Raw genomic sequence first — 19822 nt, forward strand, 5'->3', positions numbered from 1 at the left:
GGGGACGTGGTGGCGCCCGTCCGCGAGCGCGCCGTCGGGCTCGGCTACGCCGCCGGCTGGAGCATGATCAAGTCGATGCCGCAGGGCATGTCGTCCCGGGCGTTCCGGGCGGCGGCCGACGCCGCGACCGTCCGCAACGGGCGCGGCACCCGGCAGCTGCGCAAGAACCTCCGCCGGGTCGTCGGACCGGGCATGTCCGAACTGCGCATGGACGCGCTCGTCGGCGACGCGCTGCGCTCCTACGCGCGCTACTGGCGCGAGACGTTCACGCTCGAGTCCATGGACCACGAGGCGGTCCTCGCCAGTCTCGAGGCGACGATGACGGGCATGCACCGGGTGGACGAGTCCCTGGCGGAGGGCCGGGGCGTCATTCTGGCCCTGACCCACTCCGGCAACTGGGACGCGTCGGGCATGTGGCTGGCGCGCCGGTACGGGTCGTTCACGACGGTCGCCGAACGTCTCAAACCCGAGTCGCTGTTCGACCGGTTCGTCGCGTACCGCGAGTCGCTGGGCATGGAGGTCATCCCGCTCACCGGCGGTGAACGGCCGCCGACGCAGGTGCTCACCCAGCGCCTGCGCGAGAACCGGATCGTCTGCCTGGTCGCCGACCGGGACCTGTCGAGCAGCGGCGTCGAGGTGTCGTTCTTCGGCGAGGCCGCCCGCATGCCCGCGGGCCCGGCCCTGCTCGCGGCCACCACCGGCGCCGCGCTGCACGCCGTGCACTGCCAGTTCGAGGGCGACGACGGCTGGTCCCACCACGTCGGACCGCGACTGGAGCTGACCGGCACCCGGCTGCGCGACCAGGTCACGTCCGCCACCCAGCTGCTGGCCGACCGCTTCGCCGGGTACATCGCCGCCAAGCCCGAGGACTGGCACATGCTGCAGAAGCTCTGGCTCGCCGACCTCACCCCGCGCCCCCGGATCGCGGAGGCCTGAACCGTGCGCATCGGCATCGTCTGCCCGTACTCGTGGGACATCCCCGGCGGGGTCCAGGCGCACGTCCGCGATCTCGCCGAGAAGCTGATGGAACTCGGCCACGAGGTGTCGGTGCTCGCGCCCGGCGACGAGGACACCCCGGGCCTGCCGCCGTACGTCGTGGTGGCGGGCAAGGCGGTGCCGATCCCGTACAACGGCTCCGTCGCCCGCCTGCAGTTCGGCCTGGTCTCGGCGGCCCGGGTGCGCCGCTGGCTCAAGGACGGCCGCTTCCACGTCGTGCACGTGCACGAGCCGGCCCCGCCCAGCCTGTCGCTGTTGACCTGCATGATCCACGAGGGCCCGCTGGTCGCGACGTTCCACGTCGCCACCGCCCGCTCCCGGTTCCTGTCGATGTTCGACACGGTGCTGCAGCCGTTCCTCGAGAAGATCAGCGGCAAGATCGCGGTCTCGCCGGCCGCCCGGCAGGTGATCGTCGAGCATCTCGGCGGCGACGCCGTCGTCATCCCCAACGGCGTGGCCGTCGACCACTTCGTCGACGCCGAACCCCTCGACGGGTACCCCCGGGACGGCGGCACCATCGGCTTCATCGGCCGTTACGACGAGGCGCGCAAGGGCATGGGCGTGCTGATCGGCGCGCTCGAGCGACTGGTCGGCGACCGTCCGGGGCTGCGGCTGCTGGTCGCCGGGCGGGGCGACGCCGACGACTTCCGCGCCGAGCTGCCCGCCTCCCTGGCCGAGCGTGTCGAGCTGCTCGGGCAGGTCAGCGAGGCCGACAAGGCGCGGCTGCTGCGCAGCGTCGACGTGTACTGCGCGCCCAACACGGGCGGCGAGAGCTTCGGTGTGATCCTGCTCGAGGCGATGGCGGCCCGCACGGCCGTCGTCGCCAGCGACATCCCCGCGTTCCGGCGGGTCCTCGCCGACGGCACCGCCGGACGCCTCTTCGCCGTGGGCGACCGCGACGCCCTGGCCACCGCCCTCGCCGAGGTGCTCGACGACGCCGCGCTGCGCGCCGAGCTGGTCGCCGCCGGGACGGCCGCGGTGGCGCCGTTCGACTGGTCGGTCATCGTGGCCGACGTGCTGCGGGTCTACGAGCTGGCGATCGCGAGCGCCGGCCAACCTGTGTGATCCCGTCCGGTCGACAGGTGCCGCCCGGGCGACGCCGTTAGGGTCTTCGGGTGCTCCCGGTCGTGTGGTTGGTGGCGGCCGTCGTGGTCGCCGTCCTGCTCACCCTGTGGTTCACGTTCACGCTGACCCGCCTCGACCGGCTGCACGCGCGCATCGACGCGGCCGAGGCGGCCCTCGACGCCCAGCTGGTCCGGCGGGCGGCCGCCCTCAAGCTGGCCGCCCGGGACCCCGCCAGCGACCTGCCGGCGGACGAGCGGGCACGCATCGCCGAGGTGGCCGAGAACGCATTGCGCGCGGGCCGGACCGGCGGTGTCGGCGGCCACGACGACGGCGCCGTGCGCGAGGTGGCCGAGAACGCGGTCGGACGGGCGGCCGGCGCGGTGGCCGGACGTCCGCTGGAACCGGCCGCCGCGGAGGAGCTGCAGGAGGCCGCCACCCGCGTCCTGATATCACGCCGCTTCTACAACGACGCTGTGCGCGACACGCGCTCGCTGCGCGCCCGCCGCCTGCCCCGCCTGCTACGAATGGCTGGGCACCGCGAGATGCCGCAGTTCTTCGACATCGACGACACCGTGCCGCAGTTCCGGCCGGCCGACGCGGAAGAGGAAAATCGATGACCGCACGACCCCGCCCCGAGCACGCCCGGCCCGGGGCCCGCGTCGGTGCGATCGGACTCGTCACCGTCCTCGCCCTCGGCCTGGCCGCGTGCACGAGCGACGACAAGTCGTCGCCGTCCAGTTCCGGCGTCACCCCGCCGCCGTCGTCCGACTCGTCCCCGACCCCGAAGCCGAAGGCGGTCGACCCGCTCACCGGCGGCAAGGTCTCGAAGAACGGCGTCGTGGCCGTGAAGATCGACGACACCGCGAACGGCCGTCCGCAGCGCAACATCGACAAGGCGGACGTGGTCTACATCGAGGAGGTCGAAGGCGGTCTGACCCGGCTCGTGGCCGTCTTCCACACGTCGCTGCCCCTGGTCGAGTCGGTGCGCAGCACCCGTCCGGCCGACCCGGAGCTCGTCTCGCAGTACGGCCGCATCGCCTACGTCGCCTCCGGGGGTGCGTCGGTGCCGCTGCGGCTGCTCGACCGCTCGTTCCTGAAGACGAGCATCAACGACCGCGGCGGCCCGGGGTTCGCGCGGGCCGGGGACAAGCCGGCCCCCTACAACCTCACCGCCGACCTCGCCGTCATCGCCAAGCGGCTGAAGGCGCCGCGGCCGAAGGACGTCGGCTTCGACTGGTCGTCCTCGAGCGCGCAGGCCGCCAAGGGCAAGGGCGGTCAGGTCGTGTCGACGGTCGTCGGCGCGACTCCCATCACGTTCCGCTACGACACCAAGATCAAGCAGTACGTGCGCTTCATCGACGGCCAGCCCGTGAAGACCCAGGCCGGCCGCCGCGTGGCCACGCCCAACGTCCTCGTCCAGTTCTGCAAGGTCGAGACCTTCAACGCCGACCGCGACGTGAACGGCAACCCGAACAAGTTCACGCACACGATCGGCAAGGGCAAGGCGGTGCTGTTCCGCAACGGCAAGCGGCTGGTGGGCACCTGGTCGCGGCCGTCCCTGACCAAGGGCACGACGTTCCGCACGTCGGGTGGCGCGCAGATGCAGCTCAAGCCGGGTGGGGTGTGGGTGGTCCTCACCCGCACCGGGGCCCCACTGGCCTGACGGCGGGCTCGTAGACTGGGCGGCATGACCGACCAGCACGAGACCGGGACGGCGCGCGTCAAGCGCGGTATGGCCGAGATGCTCAAGGGCGGCGTCATCATGGACGTCGTCGATGCCGAGCAGGCGAAGATCGCCGAGGACGCCGGCGCCGTCGCCGTGATGGCCCTCGAGCGCGTGCCCGCCGACATCCGCGCCCAGGGCGGCGTGGCCCGCATGAGCGACCCGGACATGATCGAGGGCATCGTCGCGGCGGTCTCGATCCCTGTCATGGCCAAGGCGCGTATCGGCCACTTCGTCGAGGCGCAGGTGCTGCAGTCGCTCGGTGTCGACTACGTCGACGAGTCCGAGGTGCTGACCCCGGCCGACTACGCCAACCACATCGACAAGTGGCAGTTCACCGTCCCCTTCGTCTGCGGGGCCACGAACCTGGGGGAGGCGCTGCGGCGCATCACCGAGGGCGCGGCCATGATCCGCTCGAAGGGCGAGGCCGGCACCGGTGACGTCTCGAACGCGACCACTCACATGCGGCGCATCCGCCAGGAGATCCGCCGGCTGACCTCGCTGCCCGAGGACGAGCTGTTCGTCGCCGCCAAGGAGCTGCAGGCGCCGTACGAGCTGGTGGCCGAGGTCGCCCGGCTCGGCAAGCTTCCGGTCGTGCTGTTCACCGCCGGTGGCATCGCCACCCCGGCCGACGCGGCCATGATGATGCAGCTCGGCGCCGAGGGCGTGTTCGTCGGCTCGGGGATCTTCAAGTCCGGCAACCCGGCCCAGCGTGCCGAGGCGATCGTGAAGGCGACGACGTTCCACGACGACCCGGACGTGATCGCCAAGGTCTCGCGGGGGCTCGGCGAGGCCATGGTCGGCATCAACGTCGACGACATCCCGCAGCCGCACCGACTCGCCGACCGGGGCTGGTGACCTCTCGATCTGGCGGGTGACCCCGAGGTCCGGAATAGTCCCCGGGCGTGACCTACCCCGGCAACGACCAGCCCGGTCTTCCCGAGCAAGGGCCGTACGGACAGCCGTACCCGCAGGGACCGCACCAGGGACCCCCGTTCGGGTACCCGCCGGCGCCGTACGGGTCGCCCTACGCCCCGCAGCCCGGCGCCCCGTTCGGTGTGCATCCGCTCACCGGTGAGCCGCTGTCGGACAAGTCGAAGCTGACCGCCGGCCTGCTGCAGTTCTTTCTCGGCACCTTCGGCGTCGGACGGTTCTACCTCGGCCACACCGGCATCGGTCTCGCGCAGCTGTTCACCTGCGGCGGGCTCGGTGTCTGGGCCCTCGTCGACGCCATCATGATCTTCGTGGGCAACGTCCGCGACCCGCAGGGCCGGCCGCTGCGTGACTGATCTGCGCGCGCCCGCGACGCCTCGCCGGCAGCGGGTGCGCCTGCTCGCCGGCGCGCTCGTCGCCGCCGCCGCGGGGCTCGCGTACGTCGGCGTCCGCGACCCGCGCGATCCCGGCGCCCCCATGCCGGTCTGCCCGTTCCACCGCGCCACCGGGCTCGACTGCCCCGGCTGCGGCGGATTGCGCATGACCCACGACCTGCTGCACGGCCGGCTCGGGGCCGCCTGGCACGACAACGCGGTGCTGCTCGTGCTGCTGCCGGTGCTCGCCGTGCTGCTCACCCGCTTCGCCCTGCGCTGGGCCGTCGGCGCCTTCGCGACCGCCGGCCAGGCGCGCCGCGACCGGCATGCCACTGCCGCGCTCGCCGTCGTCGCGATCGCGTGGACGGTCGTCCGCAACCTCGCCTGATCCCGGCGGCCCGCCGCCACGAAGGATGTGCCCCGGTTCGAACACCCCTCTTTCGAAATCTGTAATACGCGCAGATCTGCGCGTATTACAGATTCCGGAAAGGGTGGTGACGGGGACGGGGACCGGAGACCGGGGACCGGGGCGCGGTCGCCGATCTCGTGACGGGTCGGTCGCCTGTGGACAACTCCTCGCGTGCGGGTCGGCTTCGCCTAGCGTCGTCCCGACAGGTGGCCGGGCGTCGACGGCAGGGCAGGGCGGGACAGGTATGGCGGGGACCGAGAACGCAGGGTGGTTCGGCCCGCCGGTGGCCTGTGAGTGCGGCGAGCCGGAAGATCCGCGTGCGGCACGGACCGTGGGGGCCTGTGGCTGCTGCGCCGTGCGGTTCGACCAGGCGGGCGACCCGGACTGTCCGTGCTGCGGCGACCGTTCGGGCTGGGTCCGGTCCGACGACGCGGATCACCCAGAGGGCGCGGACCCCTCGATGGTCCCGGGCCGCTCGACGGTCGCGGGCCGCTCGACGGTCGCGGGCCGCTCGGGGGTGCCGGGACGGGGACACGGTCCAGGTGTGCGCCCGCGGCGCAACGGCAACGCGTACTCGACCGTGTTCACCGTGCGCATCGGTCACCGTGAGTGGCGCGAGGTGTGCCGCCGTGCCGAGGAGCTGGGGATGGGCCCGTCGGTGTGGGTGCGGGCACTCGTGCGGACGGCACTCGGTCAGACCTACGACTGGTGAGCGTCACCGCCGTGGCGTGCGGGGCCGAGCCGGGGCGTCGCCGGGTGGCGGGCGGCGGCTAGCGTTGTGTCGTGGCGACGGTGGGGATCTTCGCGTTGCAGGGCGACGTGCGCGAGCACGCCCGCGCGCTCGAGGCGGCGGGTTGTGCCGCGGTACCGGTACGCCGGCCGAAGGAACTCGACGCCGTCGACGCGGTGGTGCTGCCCGGCGGCGAATCCACGACCATGATCAAACTTGCGCGGACGTTCGAGCTGCTCGACCCGTTGCGCGAGCGTATCGCCGCCGGCATGCCTGCCTACGGCTCGTGCGCCGGCATGATCCTGCTCGCCGACCGGGTCGACACGGGCGGGTCGCCGCTGGCCGAGACCGTCGGCGGGCTCGACGTCACGGTCCGGCGCAACGCCTTCGGGCGCCAGGTCGACTCGTTCGAGGAGGACATCGCCATCGACGGTGTCGAGGGCGGCCCGGTGCGGGCGGTGTTCATCCGTGCTCCGTGGATCCAGGACCTCGGCCCGAGGGCCACGGCCCTCGGCACGACGAAGGACGGTCACGTGGTCGCGGTGCGGCAGGGCCCGCTGCTGGCCACGTCCTTCCACCCCGAGATGACCGGCGACGGCCGGGTGCACGCCTACTTCTGCTCGATGATCGACGAGGTCATCGGCGAAGGCTGATCACCGGCGGGCGGTGACGATCTGGACGGTGGCGCCCAGCACCACCCGTCCGTCCGTCTCGTGCTCGGCGAACGCCGCCTCGATCGCGGCGGCGACCGCGGCGACGGTGTCGTCGTCCCGCCCCGACAGCAGGCGCTGGGTCGGGCCGAAGTCCAGGCTCGCGCGGGCCGCCGCGGCGGCGTCGAGGCCGCCGGCGAACGGCATCCGCAGCTCGTGTGGCGTGAGCGTGACGTCGCGCCAGCCCTGTCCGGTCAGCAGCGCGGTGACCTTGCCGGGGTCGTGCCAGGACGAGGGGCCGGCGGTCGGGTCCGGCGCCTCGGCGTCGATGCCGCGTCCGGCGAGCGTGCGCACCGCGGCCTGCAACGGCACCTCGAACAGCGGCGAACGGGCGCGGTGCGCCCACACCGCGGCGGCGAACCGTCCGCCGGGGCGGGTGGCCCGGGCGAGGGTGCCGACCGCGGCGGCCGGGTCGCCGAAGAACATGACCCCGAACCGGGACAGCACCAGGTCGTAGCGCGCCACGGGCGCATCCCAGTCGACGGCGTCGGCGACGATCCAGGTGATGGGCGCCGCGCCGTCGGGCACCGGCACGCGGGCGGCGGCCTCGAGCATCGCGGCGGCGACGTCCAGGCCGTCGACCGCTCCGGACGGGCCCGCCTCGGCGGCGGCCCGGCGCGTGGTCGGTCCGGTGCCGCACCCGACGTCCAGCACGACCTCGCTCGCAGCGACGGCCGCCGCGGCGAACAGCAACTCGGTGACCTCGCGGTGCTGCTCCTCCAGGCCGTCCGCCTGCATCAACCACCGCTCGACCCGTTCACCCGACCAGGCCCATTCCGAGGGTGGCCCGTGCTCGCCCGTTCGCTCGGTCATGCCCGGACGGTACGACCACTAGAATGGGTGGTCGAGTATCCGACGGCGACGAGGCGAGGCGGGGCAGTGAGCGGCCACTCCAAATGGGCGACGACCAAGCACCAGAAGGCTGCGAAGGACGCCAAGCGCGGCAAGCTGTTCGCCAAGTTGATCAAGAACATCGAGGTCGCGGCGCGCACCGGCGGCGGTGACCCCGACGGCAACCCGACGCTCTACGACGCCATCCAGAAGGCGCGCAAGAACTCCGTCCCGATCGACAACATCGACCGTGCGGTCAAGCGCGGGTCCGGCGCCGAGGCCGGCGGCGCCGACTGGCAGACGATCATGTACGAGGGCTACGGGCCCGCGGGTGTCGCCGTGCTCATCGAGTGCCTCACCGACAACCGCAACCGCGCCGCCATGGAGGTCCGCACCGCCATGAGCCGCAACGGCGGCAACATGGCCGACCCCGGGTCGGTGGCGTACCTGTTCAACCGCAAGGGTGTCGTGGTCGTGCCCGACAACGGGTTGCAGGAGGACGACGTCCTCATGGCCGTGCTCGACGCCGGCGCCGAGGAGGTCAACAACCTCGGCGGCGCGTTCGAGGTCGTCAGCGAGGCCACCGATCTCGTCCCCGTGCGCACCGCCCTGCAGGACGCCGGCATCGAGTACGACTCCGCCGACTCGTCGTTCCTGCCGAGCGTGCAGGTGCCGCTCGACGAGGACTCCGCCCGCAAGGTCCTCAAGCTGATCGACGCGCTCGAGGACCTCGACGACGTGCAGAACGTGTACGCCAACTTCGACGTCAGCGACGAGGTGCTCGAGGCCGTCGGCGCACAGTGAGGGTCTCGCTCGACAAGCAGCCGGACGCCGCCCCGGCCGGCGACGCGACCGAGCCCTACGACACGGACGCCCTGCGCCTGCTGCGCCGCTACCACGCGCGCCGGGTGCTCCGGGCGCTGTGCCTCGTCGAACTGCTGGCGGTCGCGGTGTGGGCCGCCTACTCGCTGTCGATGGAGGCCTACTTCGAGCGTGGGTCGACGAACTGGCAGCGCATCGACGACGAGACCGGTCCGGGCTTCGTCGTCATCCTCGTCGCCCTCGCCGTGACCTGGGCGGCGACCCTCGCAGTGGGGCGGTTCGGGCACGCGGGGCGCATCGTCCGCCAGCTCGTCCCGCTGACCGGTCACCGACGGATGCCGGCGATCCAGCCGCCCGGCTCGGCACCCGCATTCCAGGCCCGGCTGCGACGCCAGGGCATGGTGCGGTCGGGCGCGGTCGTGATGCTCCTGCTGTTCGGACTGCTGACCGTCATGTCGGCCTCGTCGGTGTGGCCCGCGTGGCGGGCCAACCACGGTCACGGCGATCGCGTCGTGACGGTCACGGCGTCGACCGGCATCACCTCCGAGACCGGGGGCGGCGACACCACGTGGTTCCTGTCCACCCCCGACGGCACCGCGGTCGCGGAGTCGGGCCGGCCGCGTCCGGGCGAGCGGTGGGCGGTGACCCGCGACCTGTTCGGCAACCTGAACGCCTACGAGGTCGGCGGTCACGACTACCTGGTCGTCGGCGCGGTGTTCCTGCTGTCGGCGCTTGCGGTGCTCGCCGCGCTCATCTGGCAGGGGGCGGCCGTCGGCACCGAACTGCGGTTGCGTCGCGAGGAGGGCGACGGCCCCCTCTCCACCGACGTCCGCGCGCTGGCCGCCGGCGCCCGCCCCGACCTGCGGCTCGACGGTGAGAAGGTCGCCCGGCTCGGTCTGCCGGCCGCGGCGGGACGGCACCCGCGCCGCACGGTGCTGCGGCGGCGGCTCACCGGTGTCGGCCTGCCCACCGCGCTCGCCGTCGTGCTCGCCGTGCTGCTGGTGCAGCAGCAGCTGGACCTGCTCGGGGCGCCGCCCGACCGGCGTGAGACCGCGCTGCCCTACGTGCGGGCGGCGGGGTGGGACCCGGCGACCCGGATCTCCTACGTCGACGTCGACACGGTGACCGACCGCTTCCGGGAATGGGCCGGCCGCGACGGCGTCGGTGGTGTACGCCGCTTCGAGCTCGACCGGTCCGAGGAGCTGCCGGACGGGCTCGCCCCGTCGGCCGACCTCGTCGTGGCGGCGCTCGGGCCGGTGCCCGCGGCCACCGTCACCGCGGGGTGGGGCGCCTATCAGGACGAACTCGAGGACGTGTTCCCCGTCGACCCGGTGGCCGGACTGCCCCCCGGGTGGACGGCACGGTACGTGCAGACCGGTGACCGTACGTCCCTCGGCGGGCCGACCGGTGAGGTGCGCGCTTTCCGCGCGGTCGGCGGCGTGGCCGTGCAGATCGTCATGAGCGACAGCGTGTTCACGGACGGGAAGAGCGCCCGGGCCCCCCGGGCGCAGGTGGTCGGCTGGGTCGCGTCGCTGGCCGCAGCGCTCGACGCGGCCGGGCTGCGACGTCTCGAGCTGGACACGTCCAGACCCGGCGGCGCCTGAGGCTCAGAGGTCCGCGGCGATCTTCTTCGCCAGCGCGAGCGTCTGCGGGTCGTACTTCGCGAGGTCCTTCTTTGCGAGACCGCTGCTGGGCAGCGCCTGGACGGCGAACAGCGTGTCGCCCTGCTGGACGGTCAGCGTGTGGATCTGGTCGCGGATCGCCGCGTCGCCGACGGACACCGGGGTGAACGAGATGTCGTTGTCCTTGGCCTGCTGCTTGTAGCCGTCGAGGTCGCCGTCGAAGAGATAGACGTTCACCTTGCCGCCCGCGAATGTGTATTCGCAATTGCGGACCTTGCCCGGCTTGCCGGTGTTCGCGCCCGGGAACACCGACGCGACGGTCTTCTGGTCGGTCACGTCGCAGGGGCCGGACGGCGAGCCGCCGCCGGAACCGCCGCCCGGCGACCCGGACGAGTCGGAGCCGCAGCCGGCGAGCAGCAGGGCAGCGAGCAGGGCAGCGGCAACGGCGGCGGGACGCAGCTTCACGGGAGGGCCTCTCGGGGTGTGGTCGGCGTGATGGGACCAGCGTCCGGACGCCCCTTCGGGCAGCCTTAAGGTCGCGTCAGGTGGCGGGCGACGAACCGCAACTGCGTGTGCGCGCGGCCCCGCCAGTAGTCGCCGTCGTGGCCGCCCGCGGTGATGCCGCCGGCCGGCGTCGGCCGCAGCGCGCCGCGCAGGTCGCGGGTCACGTACTGGAACCCGTCGCGGTCGCCGCAGTCGAGTTGCAGGGCGAGCCCTCGCAGCCGGTCGAGGTGACCGAAGATCGAGTGCCGCGCGAAGTCCTCGGCGCCGTCGAACGCGCCCTGCACCGTCTGCTCGGCCCGGTGCCAGATCGCGGGGCTCTCGGCGACCACTGCGCGGGTACGCCCCGGACCGAGCGCGCCGCCGAGGTAGAGCGCGCCGTAGCCGCCCATCGACCAGCCCAGGAAGCCGACCCTGCTCGTGTCCAGACCGCGGCGGGCGAGCAGCGGCAGGAACTCGTGCAGCACCATGCCGGCCGGGTCGGTGTCGCGGCGCGGGTGCCAGTACTCGGCGTGGCCGCCGTCCGCCGCGGCCAGGGCGAACGGGCGGGCACCGTCCCGCACCACGTCGGCGAGCGCCCGGTCGAGGTGCAGGTAGTCGAAGGCCTGGTCGTGGTTGCCCTCGCGCCCGTGCAGCACGACCAGCACGGGCAGCCGCTCGCGGTCGTGGCCGGGCGGTCGGACGAGCCGCCACCCGACGTCCGTCCGCCGGTAGCGGGAGCGGAAGGTGCCGCCCTCGTTCGCCCCGGTGACGTCGTAGGACGAGCACCCCGCCGCCACCAGGGCGGCGCTGCCGACGGCGCCCGCCAGGAAGCCGCGCCGCCCGATCACGGGGCGGGCTTGTCCCAGAACTGGAAGAAGTACCGTCCGACGCCGGTGAAGCCGTCCTGGATGCCGGTGAGTCCGCACAGCCAGTCGACGAGGTCGAAGAACGCGGCGTTGAGCGGGTCGAACGCGATCAGCAGGACGATCACGCCGAGCATGCCCCACGGCTTGACCCGGTCGCCGAACTGGCGGGTCTGCGGGTCGAGGTAGGGCTCGATGATCCCGTACCCGTCGAGTCCGGGGACCGGCAGCAGGTTGAGCACGGCGGCGGTGATCTGCAGGAACCCGAGGAACGCGAGCGCGGCCCAGAACCGCGCGTGGTTGCCCGGTTGCCCGTACGCGACCACCTCGTCGGCGTGACCCTTGGCGACCAGCAGCAGCACGATGCCGAGGACCAGGTTGACCGTCGGTCCGACGGCCGACGCGATGCTCTGCGAGAGCCGGCTGCGGAACATGTGGCGGTGCAGGTAGACGGCCCCGCCGGGCAGGCCGATGCCGCCCTGGATGATGAAGAACAGCGGCAGGATGATCGACAGCAGCGGGTGCGTGTACTTGAACGGGTTGAGCGTCAGATAGCCCGCATCGGCCACGCTGCGGTCGCCCGCACGGTAGGCCGCGAGAGCGTGCGCGAACTCGTGGAAGCAGACCGACACCACCCAGCCGGCGAGCACGAAGACGAAGACGCCGACGTTGCCGATCCACGAGCCGCGTTCGTCCTGCGTCCAGGCGAGCGCGGCGCCCAGCGCCGTCGCCGCGACGAACGCGAGGAACAGCGGACTCGGGCGCACCGAGCCCGCGCGGCGGTTGCCGAGGTTGTACACCGACACGCTGCGCACGGTACGGGAGCGGGCCCTGAACGGGGCTTAGGCTGCGTCGAACGCCCGTTCGAACCGTTGGGAAGGCTGCCCGTGCGCGTCCTCGGCATCGACCCCGGCCTGACCCGGTGCGGGGTGGGCGTGGTCGACGGGGCCCCGGGCCGTCCGCTGACGCTCGTGCACGTCGACGTGGTCCGCACCCCGGCGGACGAGGAGCCCGGCCGCCGCCTGCTCGCGCAGGCGGACGCGATCGGCGAGGCGATCGCGCTGCACCGACCGGACGTCGTCGCCGTCGAGCGGGTGTTCAGCCAGCACAACGTCCGCACCGTCATGGGCACCGCGCAGGTGGCGGGCCTGGCCATGGTCGCGGCCACCCGTGCCGGCGTGCCGGTCGCGCTGCACACCCCCAGCGAGGTGAAGGCCGCCGTCACCGGCTCGGGCGTCGCCGACAAGGCGCAGGTGACCGCGATGGTCACCCGCCTGCTGCGGCTGTCCGTCGCGCCGAAACCGGCGGACGCCGCCGACGCGCTCGCGCTCGCGATCTGTCACGTCTGGCGCGGCAGTGCCCGGCGCAAGGTGTCGGACGCGCTTGCGAGAGTGGCACGGTGACCGAACAGCTTCCCGACGACGACTTCCCCGCCCTCGAGTGGGACGCCGAGACCCTGCGCGAACGGTTCGTCGATCCGGACGCCGCGCAGGCGCACGTCGAGGTGCTGCGCGAGCGCATCCGCGGTGCGCAGTACCGGGCGGACGAGATCGGCGAGTTGCTCGCCCGGGGCGAGCTGGTCGACCTGCTGCGCATCCGCGGAGAGCTCGACGACGCCCTGGCCGAGGCGAACGCCGCCGTCGACCGGGCCGAGCTCGAGGGCACGCCCCCGCAGGTGCACCTCGCCCGGGTCCGGCTCGCGCACGTGCACTCGTGGCGCGGCGAGTACGGCGACGCGAACGTCGTGCTCACCGAGCTGATGGCGGCCGCGGGTCGCCTGGGCCCGGTCGTCGAGGCCTACACGCGCCACCACGCCGGGCTGAACGACTACGAGCAGGGTCACTGGTCCGACGCGCGGCAGCAGTTCACCGCGGCGCTCAAGCTGCGCGAGCAGCTCGAGCTGGACGAGGCCGAGCTGGCGCCGCTGCGCACCGCGCTCGCCGCGGCCGAGCGGCACGCCGAGGAGCAGCAGTGATCGCCAGCGTTCGCGGGACGGTGGCCGCGGTCGCGCCCGACGGTGCCGTCGTCGAGGTCGGCGGGGTCGGGCTCGCCGTCTCCTGCTCGCCCGGCACCATCGCCCGGCTGCGGGTGGGGGAGCAGGCCCGGTTGGCCACCTCACTGGTCGTCCGGGAGGACTCGCTGACCCTCTACGGCTTCGCCGACGACGACGAGCGGGCGCTGTTCGAGCTGCTGCAGACCGCGAACGGCGTGGGGCCGAAGCTGGCGCAGACGATGCTCGCCGTCCACCCCCCGCGCGAGCTGCGCCGCGCGATCGCGACGTCCGACTTCGCGACGCTGACGCAGGTGCCCGGCGTCGGCAAGAAGGGCGCCGAGCGCATCGTCATCGAGCTGCGCGACCGCATCGGGGCCATCGACGGCTCCGACGGCGCGGTCGTCCCGGGCGCGGGGGTCGTCGCGGTGGCGCCGTGGCGCGACCAGCTGGCCCACGCGCTGGCGGGGCTGGGGTTCTCGGCCAAGGAGGCCGGCGACGCCATCGAGCTGGTGTCGGCCGGGGTGGCCGACGGTTCGTCGCCCGACGTCGCGGTGCTGCTGCGGCAGTCGATCCAGTTGCTCGGCCGCACCCGGTGACCTCGCGATGAACGAGACCGAACCGGACGTCCAGCCCGACGAGCGCGAGATCGAGGCGTCGCTGCGCCCGAAGCAGCTGGACGAGTTCGTCGGGCAGCCGAAGGTCCGCGAGCAGTTGCAGCTGGTGCTGCAGAGCGCGCTGCGGCGGCAGCGTCCGCCTGACCACATCCTGCTGTCCGGCCCGCCGGGGCTCGGCAAGACCAGCCTCGCGATGATCGTCGCCGCCGAGCTGGGCGCGCCCATCCGGGTGACGAGCGGCCCGGCCATCGAGCGAGCCGGTGACCTCGCCGCCCTGCTCACCAGCCTCGGCGAGGGCGAGGTGCTGTTCGTCGACGAGATCCACCGCATCGCCCGGCCCGCCGAGGAGTTGCTCTACATGGCGATGGAGGACTTCCGCGTCGACGTCGTCGTCGGCAAGGGCCCCGGCGCCACCGCCATCCCGCTCGACCTCGCGCCGTTCACGCTCGTCGGCGCCACCACCCGCGCGGGGTTGCTCACCGGCCCGCTGCGCGACCGGTTCGGCTTCACCGGCCACATGGACTTCTACGACCCGCCCGAGCTCGAACAGGTGCTGACCCGTTCGGCCCGGCTGCTCGAGGTCGACCTGCGCGACGACGGCGCCGCCGAGATCGCCTCCCGCTCGCGGGGCACGCCGCGCATCGCCAACCGGCTGTTGCGCCGGGTGCGCGACTACGCCGAGGTCCGGGCGGACGGTGTGGTGACCGCCGGCATCGCCCGGGCGGCCCTGGCCGTCTACGACGTCGACGACCTCGGCCTCGACCGGCTCGACCGCGCGGTGCTCGACGCGCTGGTGCGGCGATTCGGCGGGGGACCGGTCGGGGTCGGCACCCTCGCGGTCGCCGTCGGCGAGGAGGTCGAGACCGTCGAGGAGGTCGCCGAGCCGTTCCTCGTCCGCGCCGGCCTGCTCGCGCGGACCCAACGCGGACGGGTGGCGACCCCCGCCGCCTGGGAGCACCTGGGGCTGATCCCGCCGCCTCCCGCGCCCTCGTCGGGCCCGCGATCCTCAGGCGACACACTGTTCGACGCGTAGGCTCGTTCGCCGTGGACTACCTGCCCCTCGTCGCGTTCGCCGCCGTCATCGTCCTGCTGCTCGTCGTCGCGGGCCGCGCCCGCCGCCGGCAGGCGGTGGCCGCCGCCGCCCTCGCCGAGCGCATCGGGGTGGGCACCGACGTGATGACGACCTCCGGCCTGCACGGCACCGTGGTGGCCCGCAACGACGACGGCACCGTGCAGCTCGCGATCGCCCCGGGCATCGAGGTGCGCTGGGAGGTCGCGGCCCTGCGGGACGCCGCGTCGCTGCCCGACCGGCGCGTCACCGGACCGGCCGGGGCCCCGCCGTCCGGGGGTCCGCTCGAGGCGTCCACGAGCGACGACCGCCGCGACGACGTGCGCTGACTCACCCCGGGCTCAGGGCGCCACGCAGGTCGTCGGTCATACTTGCCGACGGCCCGCACGGGCTTGACATCCGAACAGACCGGACCGACCGGACCCGCCGGCACTGATCGCGGGCCGGAACCGCAGGACACCCGAGGAGCTCGTCCCCGTGGCACCACCCGCCGGAACCATGCGCGTCTCGCGCTACTTCACCGCGCTCGCACTGGTCCTCGGCGTGCTGTACCTCATCGTGTTCCTGCCCGGCACGGCCAACACGCCCAAGCTCGGCATCGACCTCGTCGGTGGTATCCGGGTCATCTTCACCGCGAACGCCCCCGGCGGGCAGCAGGTCACCTCGACGGCCATGGAGCAGGCCCGCCAGATCATCGAGGACCGCATCAACGGCACCGGCGTCACCGCCTCGACCGTGCAGGTGCAGGGCGACGACCAGCTCGTCGTCTCCATCCCCGGCGGCACCGACACCGACGTGCGTCGGCTCGGCCAGGCCGCCCAGCTGAACTTCCGCCCGCTCATCGCGCCGGCCATCCCGGTCACCTGCGACCCGGCCAAGAAGGACGTCAGCACGCTGCCCAGCGCGCCGTCGGGGTCGGGTGCGGCATCCGGTTCGCCCTCCGGCTCGACCCCGTCCGGCTCGGCGTCCGGGTCCGGCGGCACGAGCGCGGCGCCGTCCGGCCGCCCGAGCAGCACCGGCGCGAACGCGGGCGCGGCGGGCAGCTCGTCCGCCGGCACCAACGACGCCGGGTTCCGTGAGCTCGCACCGGGCGACTCGTCCTCGCCCGCCGCCCCGTCGTCGAAGGCCAAGGCGTCGACCCCGGCCTCCAGCCCGGCGGCGACGCCGAGCACCGCGCCGGCGAACACCGCCCCGGCGCAAGCGGCGCGGCCGTGCACCACGAACATCCTCAAGGACCTGAAGACGACGGTCCCCACGCTGCCGGTCACCGAGCAGCAGTACGCGGCGCTGAGCCAGACGCAGCAGACCGCGATCCAGAACGCGCTGACCAACATGGACTGCGACTCGGCGATCGACATCCAGCAGGACAAGCCGAAGCAGGCCTACGTCGCCTGCTCCAAGCCCGAGGGCGGTGTCGAGTACGCCTACCTGCTGGGCCAGGTGATCGTGCCCGGCACACAGATCGACGAGGCCGATGCGGTCGCGCCGAGCACCGGCGGCCAGGGCGGCTCGACCGAGTGGACCGTGTCACTGACGCTCAAGGACTCGGGCAAGAAGGCCTGGGGCGACTGGACCACCAAGCACAACACCGGACGGCAGAACGCCGACCCGACGCAGTGCTCGCTCAACGGGCAGTTCCCCTGCAACGACTTCGTCGGCTTCACCCTCGACGGCCGTGTGCTCTCGGCGCCGGCCACCAACGAGGCCATCGTCGGGCAGGCCACGCAGATCTCCGGCAGCTTCGTGCAGTCGTCCGCGAACGCGCTCGCCGACTCGCTCAAGTACGGCGCGCTGCCGCTGAACTTCGACACGTCCTCGAACGAGCGGGTGTCGGCCAGCCTCGGCACCTCGCAGCTCAAGGCGGCGTTCCTCGCCGGCGGCATCGGCCTCGTGCTGGTCGTCCTGTACTCGCTGCTCTACTACCGCGGACTCGGCCTCGTGACCATCGCGTCGCTGATCGTGTCGGGTCTGCTGACCTACGCGATGATGGTGATCCTCGGCCAGCAGATCGGCTTCACGCTCGACCTCGCCGGCATCACCGGTCTGATCGTGGCGTTGGGTATCACCGCCGACTCGTTCGTCGTGTTCTTCGAACGCATCAAGGACGAAGTGCACGAGGGCCGGAGTGTGCGCGTCGCCGTACCGCGCGGCTGGGTGCGCGCCCGGCGCACGGTCATCTCGGCCGACGTCGTGTCGTTCCTCGCCGCGGTGATCCTCTACATCTTCGCGTCCGCGGACGTGAAGGGCTTCGCGTTCACGCTGGGCCTGTCGACCGTGCTCGACCTGTTCGTGGTCGTCGTCTTCACCCATCCGATGGTGGCATGGCTGTCGCGGTTCAAGACCTTCGGCTCGGCCCGCTTCTCCGGCCTGGCGTCGGTGCGCGAGGGTGGCATCACCGAGTCGCGGGAGGTGTCGCGGGGCAAGCTCGCCGCGCGCCGTCGCGCCGCCGGTAGCACCGCCTCGACGTCGTCGATCTCTCCGTCCTCGTCGACGGGCACCGCGGTGCTCGACCGGGACGACGACGCGGTCGAGGACGGCGATCCGGACGCTGCGCCGGTCAGCACCAGCAAGCGCCGCCGACCGGCCCGGAAGGCGACACCGGTCGTCGAGGACCCCACGTCCGAGGTCGACGACGAACCCGTGGCGGACGACGAACCCGTGACCGACGACGACGTCGACACCTCGGACGAGGATCTCGACGACACCCCACGCCGCAAGACAACGCCGGAGGCCGGGTCCGCGGCCGAGCGCGCGGCCGCCCGCCGGGCACGGATGCGCGAGCAGCGCGAGAAGGGTGACAGATGATGGCGCTGCCGAAGATCTTCACCGACCTCTACCGCGGTGAGACCCGCATCCCGTTCGTGCAGACGCGCAAGCGCTGGTACATCGCGTCCGCGATCGTCATGTTGATCTGCATCCTCAGCCTGGTGTTCCGCGGCTTCAACTTCGGCGTCGCCTTCGCCGGCGGCACCACGGTGCAGATCAAGACCAACGACACGTCGATCAGCACCAACGACGTCAACCAGGCGTTCATCGACGCGGGGGTCGAGCCCGACGGCGCGACCACCGAGGCCGGTGACTCGAGCAACCGCCAGCTCATCACCAACGTCCCCGACCTCACCCCGGCCAAGCAGCAGCAGGTCGAGGCGTCGGTGTCGAAGGCGATCGGGGTGAACCAGGACCAGTTCACTTCCCAGAGCATCAGCAGCTCGTGGGGTCGCGAGACCACGGTCAAGGCGCTGCAGGGACTCGCGATCTTCCTCGTCGCGGTCACGATCTACATCGCGCTGTGGTTCCAATGGCGCATGGCGGTCGGGGCGCTGGCCGCGTTGCTGTTCGACCTGCTGATCACCGCAGGTATCTACTCGGTGATCGGTTTCGAGGTCACGCCGTCGACGGTGGTCGGCCTGCTCACCATTCTCGGCTTCTCGCTGTACGACACGGTGGTGGTCTACGACAAGATCACCGAGAACGCGAAGGACATCCTCGCCGGGTCCCGCACCACCTACACCGAGGCAGCGAACCTTGCGGTAAACCAGACGCTGATGCGTTCGATCAACACGTCGCTGATCGGCCTGCTGCCGGTCGCCGGCCTGCTCTTCGTGGGCGCGGGCGTGCTCGGCGTCGGCACCATCAAGGACCTCGCCCTGATCTTGTTCGTGGGTCTGGCGTCCGGTGCGTACTCGTCGCTGTTCCTCGCCGCGCCGATCGTCGTCGACCTCACCGAGCGGGAGCCGCAGTACAAGGCGCTCACCAAGCGGGTGGCCGCGAAGCGGTCCAGCGACCGCAAGAGGGCCGACGCGACCGGTGACGCGAGCCCCGCCGACGGCGAGCTCGTGACAGCCGGCGCCGACCTGTCGAAGAAGCCCGCCCGCACCGGCGGGCCCGCCCCGGCGCCCCGGCCGGGCGCGCGGCCGCAGCGCCGCAAACGATGACCGATCTGTCCGAGCGCATCGCCGGCGCGCTGCGCGACGTGCCCGACTTCCCGCAGCCCGGCGTGCTGTTCAAGGACATCGCGCCGCTGCTCGCCGACGCGGCCCTGTTCGAGGCCGTCGTCGCCGGACTTGCCGGGGCGGTTCCGGAGGACGACCGGCCGGACCTCGTCGCCGGCGTCGAGGCGCGCGGTTTCGTGTTCGCGGGCGCGCTGGCGAGCGCGCTCTCGATCGGCGTCGTTCCCGTCCGCAAGGCCGGCAAGCTGCCGCCGCCCACCGTCCGCCGTGCCTACGAGCTCGAGTACGGCAACGCCGAGATCGAGGTGCCCACCGGCCTGCTCGACGGCCGCCGGGTGCTGCTGGTCGACGACGTGCTGGCGACCGGCGGCACGCTGCGCGCCGCCGCCGATCTGCTGGGCGACGCCGGGGCCGAGGTGATCGCGACGGCCGTCGTCGTCGAGTTGGGGTTCCTGAACGGGCGGACGGCGCTGGTCGACGGCGCGGCGGTGCACGCCCTGCTCACGCTCTGAGGCACGTCCGAGAACGCTTGCGGGGCGCCCGTGCTCCTCGGCCGGGTTGTCCGTAGACTCGTGCGCGACGCAACCCTGCGGCGAGAGGGGCGGCTCTGACCCCCGAACCCGACGTCCGTGCCA

The 19822-nt window shown here is 72.8% G+C and carries 23 protein-coding genes; 19 read left to right on the forward strand and 4 right to left on the reverse strand.

Features of this window, described 5'->3' with window-relative positions:
• Positions 1–9: 9 nt before the first annotated feature.
• The 9 genes from ACYVP9_RS04810 to pdxT all read left to right on the forward strand — a co-directional run bounded on the left by ACYVP9_RS04810 (position 10) and on the right by pdxT (position 6883).
• On the forward strand, positions 10–936 hold the full coding sequence (locus ACYVP9_RS04810) for a phosphatidylinositol mannoside acyltransferase (RefSeq protein WP_460604291.1): 927 nt from the start codon (positions 10–12) through the stop codon (positions 934–936).
• Positions 937–939: 3 nt separating this feature from the next.
• Positions 940–2061 carry a glycosyltransferase family 4 protein gene (locus ACYVP9_RS04815; protein WP_460603560.1) on the forward strand — a complete coding sequence of 374 codons (1122 nt, stop codon included), beginning with the start codon at positions 940–942 and terminating at the stop codon, positions 2059–2061.
• 50 nt (positions 2062–2111) lie between these two features.
• Positions 2112–2678: a hypothetical protein gene (locus tag ACYVP9_RS04820; RefSeq protein ID WP_460603561.1), complete on the forward strand. Its 567-nt coding sequence runs from the start codon at positions 2112–2114 to the stop codon at positions 2676–2678.
• Positions 2675–3724, forward strand: a complete 1050-nt coding sequence (locus tag ACYVP9_RS04825; RefSeq protein WP_460603562.1) for a DUF3048 domain-containing protein — start codon at positions 2675–2677, stop codon at positions 3722–3724. Before ACYVP9_RS04820 ends, ACYVP9_RS04825 begins: the two co-directional genes overlap by 4 nt.
• Positions 3725–3748: 24 nt before the next feature.
• Positions 3749–4642, forward strand: a complete 894-nt coding sequence (gene pdxS, locus ACYVP9_RS04830; protein WP_460603563.1) for a pyridoxal 5'-phosphate synthase subunit PdxS — start codon at positions 3749–3751, stop codon at positions 4640–4642.
• Between the two features lie 47 nt (positions 4643–4689).
• Positions 4690–5073, forward strand: a complete 384-nt coding sequence (locus tag ACYVP9_RS04835) for a TM2 domain-containing protein (protein ID WP_460603564.1) — start codon at positions 4690–4692, stop codon at positions 5071–5073.
• Positions 5066–5479 (forward strand): DUF2752 domain-containing protein, encoded by a 414-nt coding sequence (locus ACYVP9_RS04840; protein WP_460603565.1) that lies wholly within the window; start codon positions 5066–5068, stop codon positions 5477–5479. Before ACYVP9_RS04835 ends, ACYVP9_RS04840 begins: the two co-directional genes overlap by 8 nt.
• 565 nt (positions 5480–6044) lie before the next feature.
• Positions 6045–6212, forward strand: coding sequence for a hypothetical protein (locus ACYVP9_RS04845; RefSeq protein WP_460603566.1), 168 nt, complete (start codon positions 6045–6047; stop codon positions 6210–6212).
• 71 nt (positions 6213–6283) lie between these two features.
• A complete protein-coding gene (pdxT, locus tag ACYVP9_RS04850) occupies positions 6284–6883 on the forward strand; it encodes a pyridoxal 5'-phosphate synthase glutaminase subunit PdxT (protein WP_460603567.1) in 600 nt (199 codons plus the stop codon).
• Here the strand turns inward: pdxT and ACYVP9_RS04855 are convergent, their stop codons facing one another.
• Positions 6884–7753: a class I SAM-dependent methyltransferase gene (locus ACYVP9_RS04855; RefSeq protein WP_460603568.1), complete on the reverse strand. Its 870-nt coding sequence runs from the start codon at positions 7751–7753 to the stop codon at positions 6884–6886. It abuts the gene before it with no gap.
• A gap of 66 nt (positions 7754–7819) precedes the next feature.
• On the opposite strand from ACYVP9_RS04855, the gene ACYVP9_RS04860 reads away from it, so the two are divergent.
• Both ACYVP9_RS04860 and ACYVP9_RS04865 read left to right on the forward strand, forming a co-directional pair.
• Entirely contained in the window at positions 7820–8575 is a 756-nt protein-coding gene (locus ACYVP9_RS04860; RefSeq protein WP_460603569.1) for a YebC/PmpR family DNA-binding transcriptional regulator, read from the forward strand.
• On the forward strand, positions 8572–10197 hold the full coding sequence (locus ACYVP9_RS04865) for a hypothetical protein (protein WP_460603570.1): 1626 nt from the start codon (positions 8572–8574) through the stop codon (positions 10195–10197). Before ACYVP9_RS04860 ends, ACYVP9_RS04865 begins: the two co-directional genes overlap by 4 nt.
• 3 nt (positions 10198–10200) lie before the next feature.
• Here the strand turns inward: ACYVP9_RS04865 and ACYVP9_RS04870 are convergent, their stop codons facing one another.
• From ACYVP9_RS04870 to ACYVP9_RS04880, 3 genes are all read right to left on the reverse strand, one after another.
• Positions 10201–10680, reverse strand: coding sequence for a hypothetical protein (locus ACYVP9_RS04870; RefSeq protein WP_460603571.1), 480 nt, complete (start codon positions 10678–10680; stop codon positions 10201–10203).
• 65 nt (positions 10681–10745) lie between these two features.
• Positions 10746–11546, reverse strand: a complete 801-nt coding sequence (locus ACYVP9_RS04875) for an alpha/beta hydrolase (RefSeq protein WP_460603572.1) — start codon at positions 11544–11546, stop codon at positions 10746–10748.
• Positions 11543–12361, reverse strand: coding sequence for a site-2 protease family protein (locus ACYVP9_RS04880; RefSeq protein ID WP_460604292.1), 819 nt, complete (start codon positions 12359–12361; stop codon positions 11543–11545). The genes ACYVP9_RS04875 and ACYVP9_RS04880 overlap by 4 nt, the downstream gene beginning before the upstream one ends.
• Positions 12362–12448: 87 nt before the next feature.
• Between ACYVP9_RS04880 and ruvC the strand changes: the two genes are divergently transcribed.
• The 8 genes from ruvC (at position 12449) to ACYVP9_RS04920 (ending at position 19699) form a co-directional block, all read left to right on the forward strand.
• Positions 12449–12964 carry a crossover junction endodeoxyribonuclease RuvC gene (ruvC, locus tag ACYVP9_RS04885; protein WP_460603574.1) on the forward strand — a complete coding sequence of 172 codons (516 nt, stop codon included), beginning with the start codon at positions 12449–12451 and terminating at the stop codon, positions 12962–12964.
• Positions 12961–13536 carry a hypothetical protein gene (locus ACYVP9_RS04890; protein ID WP_460603575.1) on the forward strand — a complete coding sequence of 192 codons (576 nt, stop codon included), beginning with the start codon at positions 12961–12963 and terminating at the stop codon, positions 13534–13536. The genes ruvC and ACYVP9_RS04890 overlap by 4 nt, the downstream gene beginning before the upstream one ends.
• Positions 13533–14150: a Holliday junction branch migration protein RuvA gene (ruvA, locus tag ACYVP9_RS04895; protein WP_460603576.1), complete on the forward strand. Its 618-nt coding sequence runs from the start codon at positions 13533–13535 to the stop codon at positions 14148–14150. Before ACYVP9_RS04890 ends, ruvA begins: the two co-directional genes overlap by 4 nt.
• Positions 14151–14157: 7 nt before the next feature.
• Positions 14158–15201: a Holliday junction branch migration DNA helicase RuvB gene (gene ruvB / locus ACYVP9_RS04900; protein WP_460603578.1), complete on the forward strand. Its 1044-nt coding sequence runs from the start codon at positions 14158–14160 to the stop codon at positions 15199–15201.
• An 11-nt stretch (positions 15202–15212) separates the two neighbouring features.
• Entirely contained in the window at positions 15213–15566 is a 354-nt protein-coding gene (locus ACYVP9_RS04905; protein ID WP_460603579.1) for a preprotein translocase subunit YajC, read from the forward strand.
• 148 nt (positions 15567–15714) lie between these two features.
• The gene (secD, locus tag ACYVP9_RS04910) at positions 15715–18042 is read left to right on the forward strand and encodes a preprotein translocase subunit SecD (RefSeq protein WP_460603580.1); all 2328 of its coding nucleotides are present in this window, start codon (positions 15715–15717) and stop codon (positions 18040–18042) included.
• Complete coding sequence (secF, locus tag ACYVP9_RS04915) at positions 18042–19172, forward strand: protein translocase subunit SecF (RefSeq protein ID WP_460603581.1); 1131 nt, start codon at positions 18042–18044, stop codon at positions 19170–19172. The genes secD and secF overlap by 1 nt, the downstream gene beginning before the upstream one ends.
• Positions 19169–19699 carry a purine phosphoribosyltransferase family protein gene (locus ACYVP9_RS04920; protein ID WP_460603582.1) on the forward strand — a complete coding sequence of 177 codons (531 nt, stop codon included), beginning with the start codon at positions 19169–19171 and terminating at the stop codon, positions 19697–19699. The genes secF and ACYVP9_RS04920 overlap by 4 nt, the downstream gene beginning before the upstream one ends.
• Positions 19700–19822 lie beyond the last annotated feature (123 nt).

The organism is Jatrophihabitans fulvus (assembly GCF_054781375.1).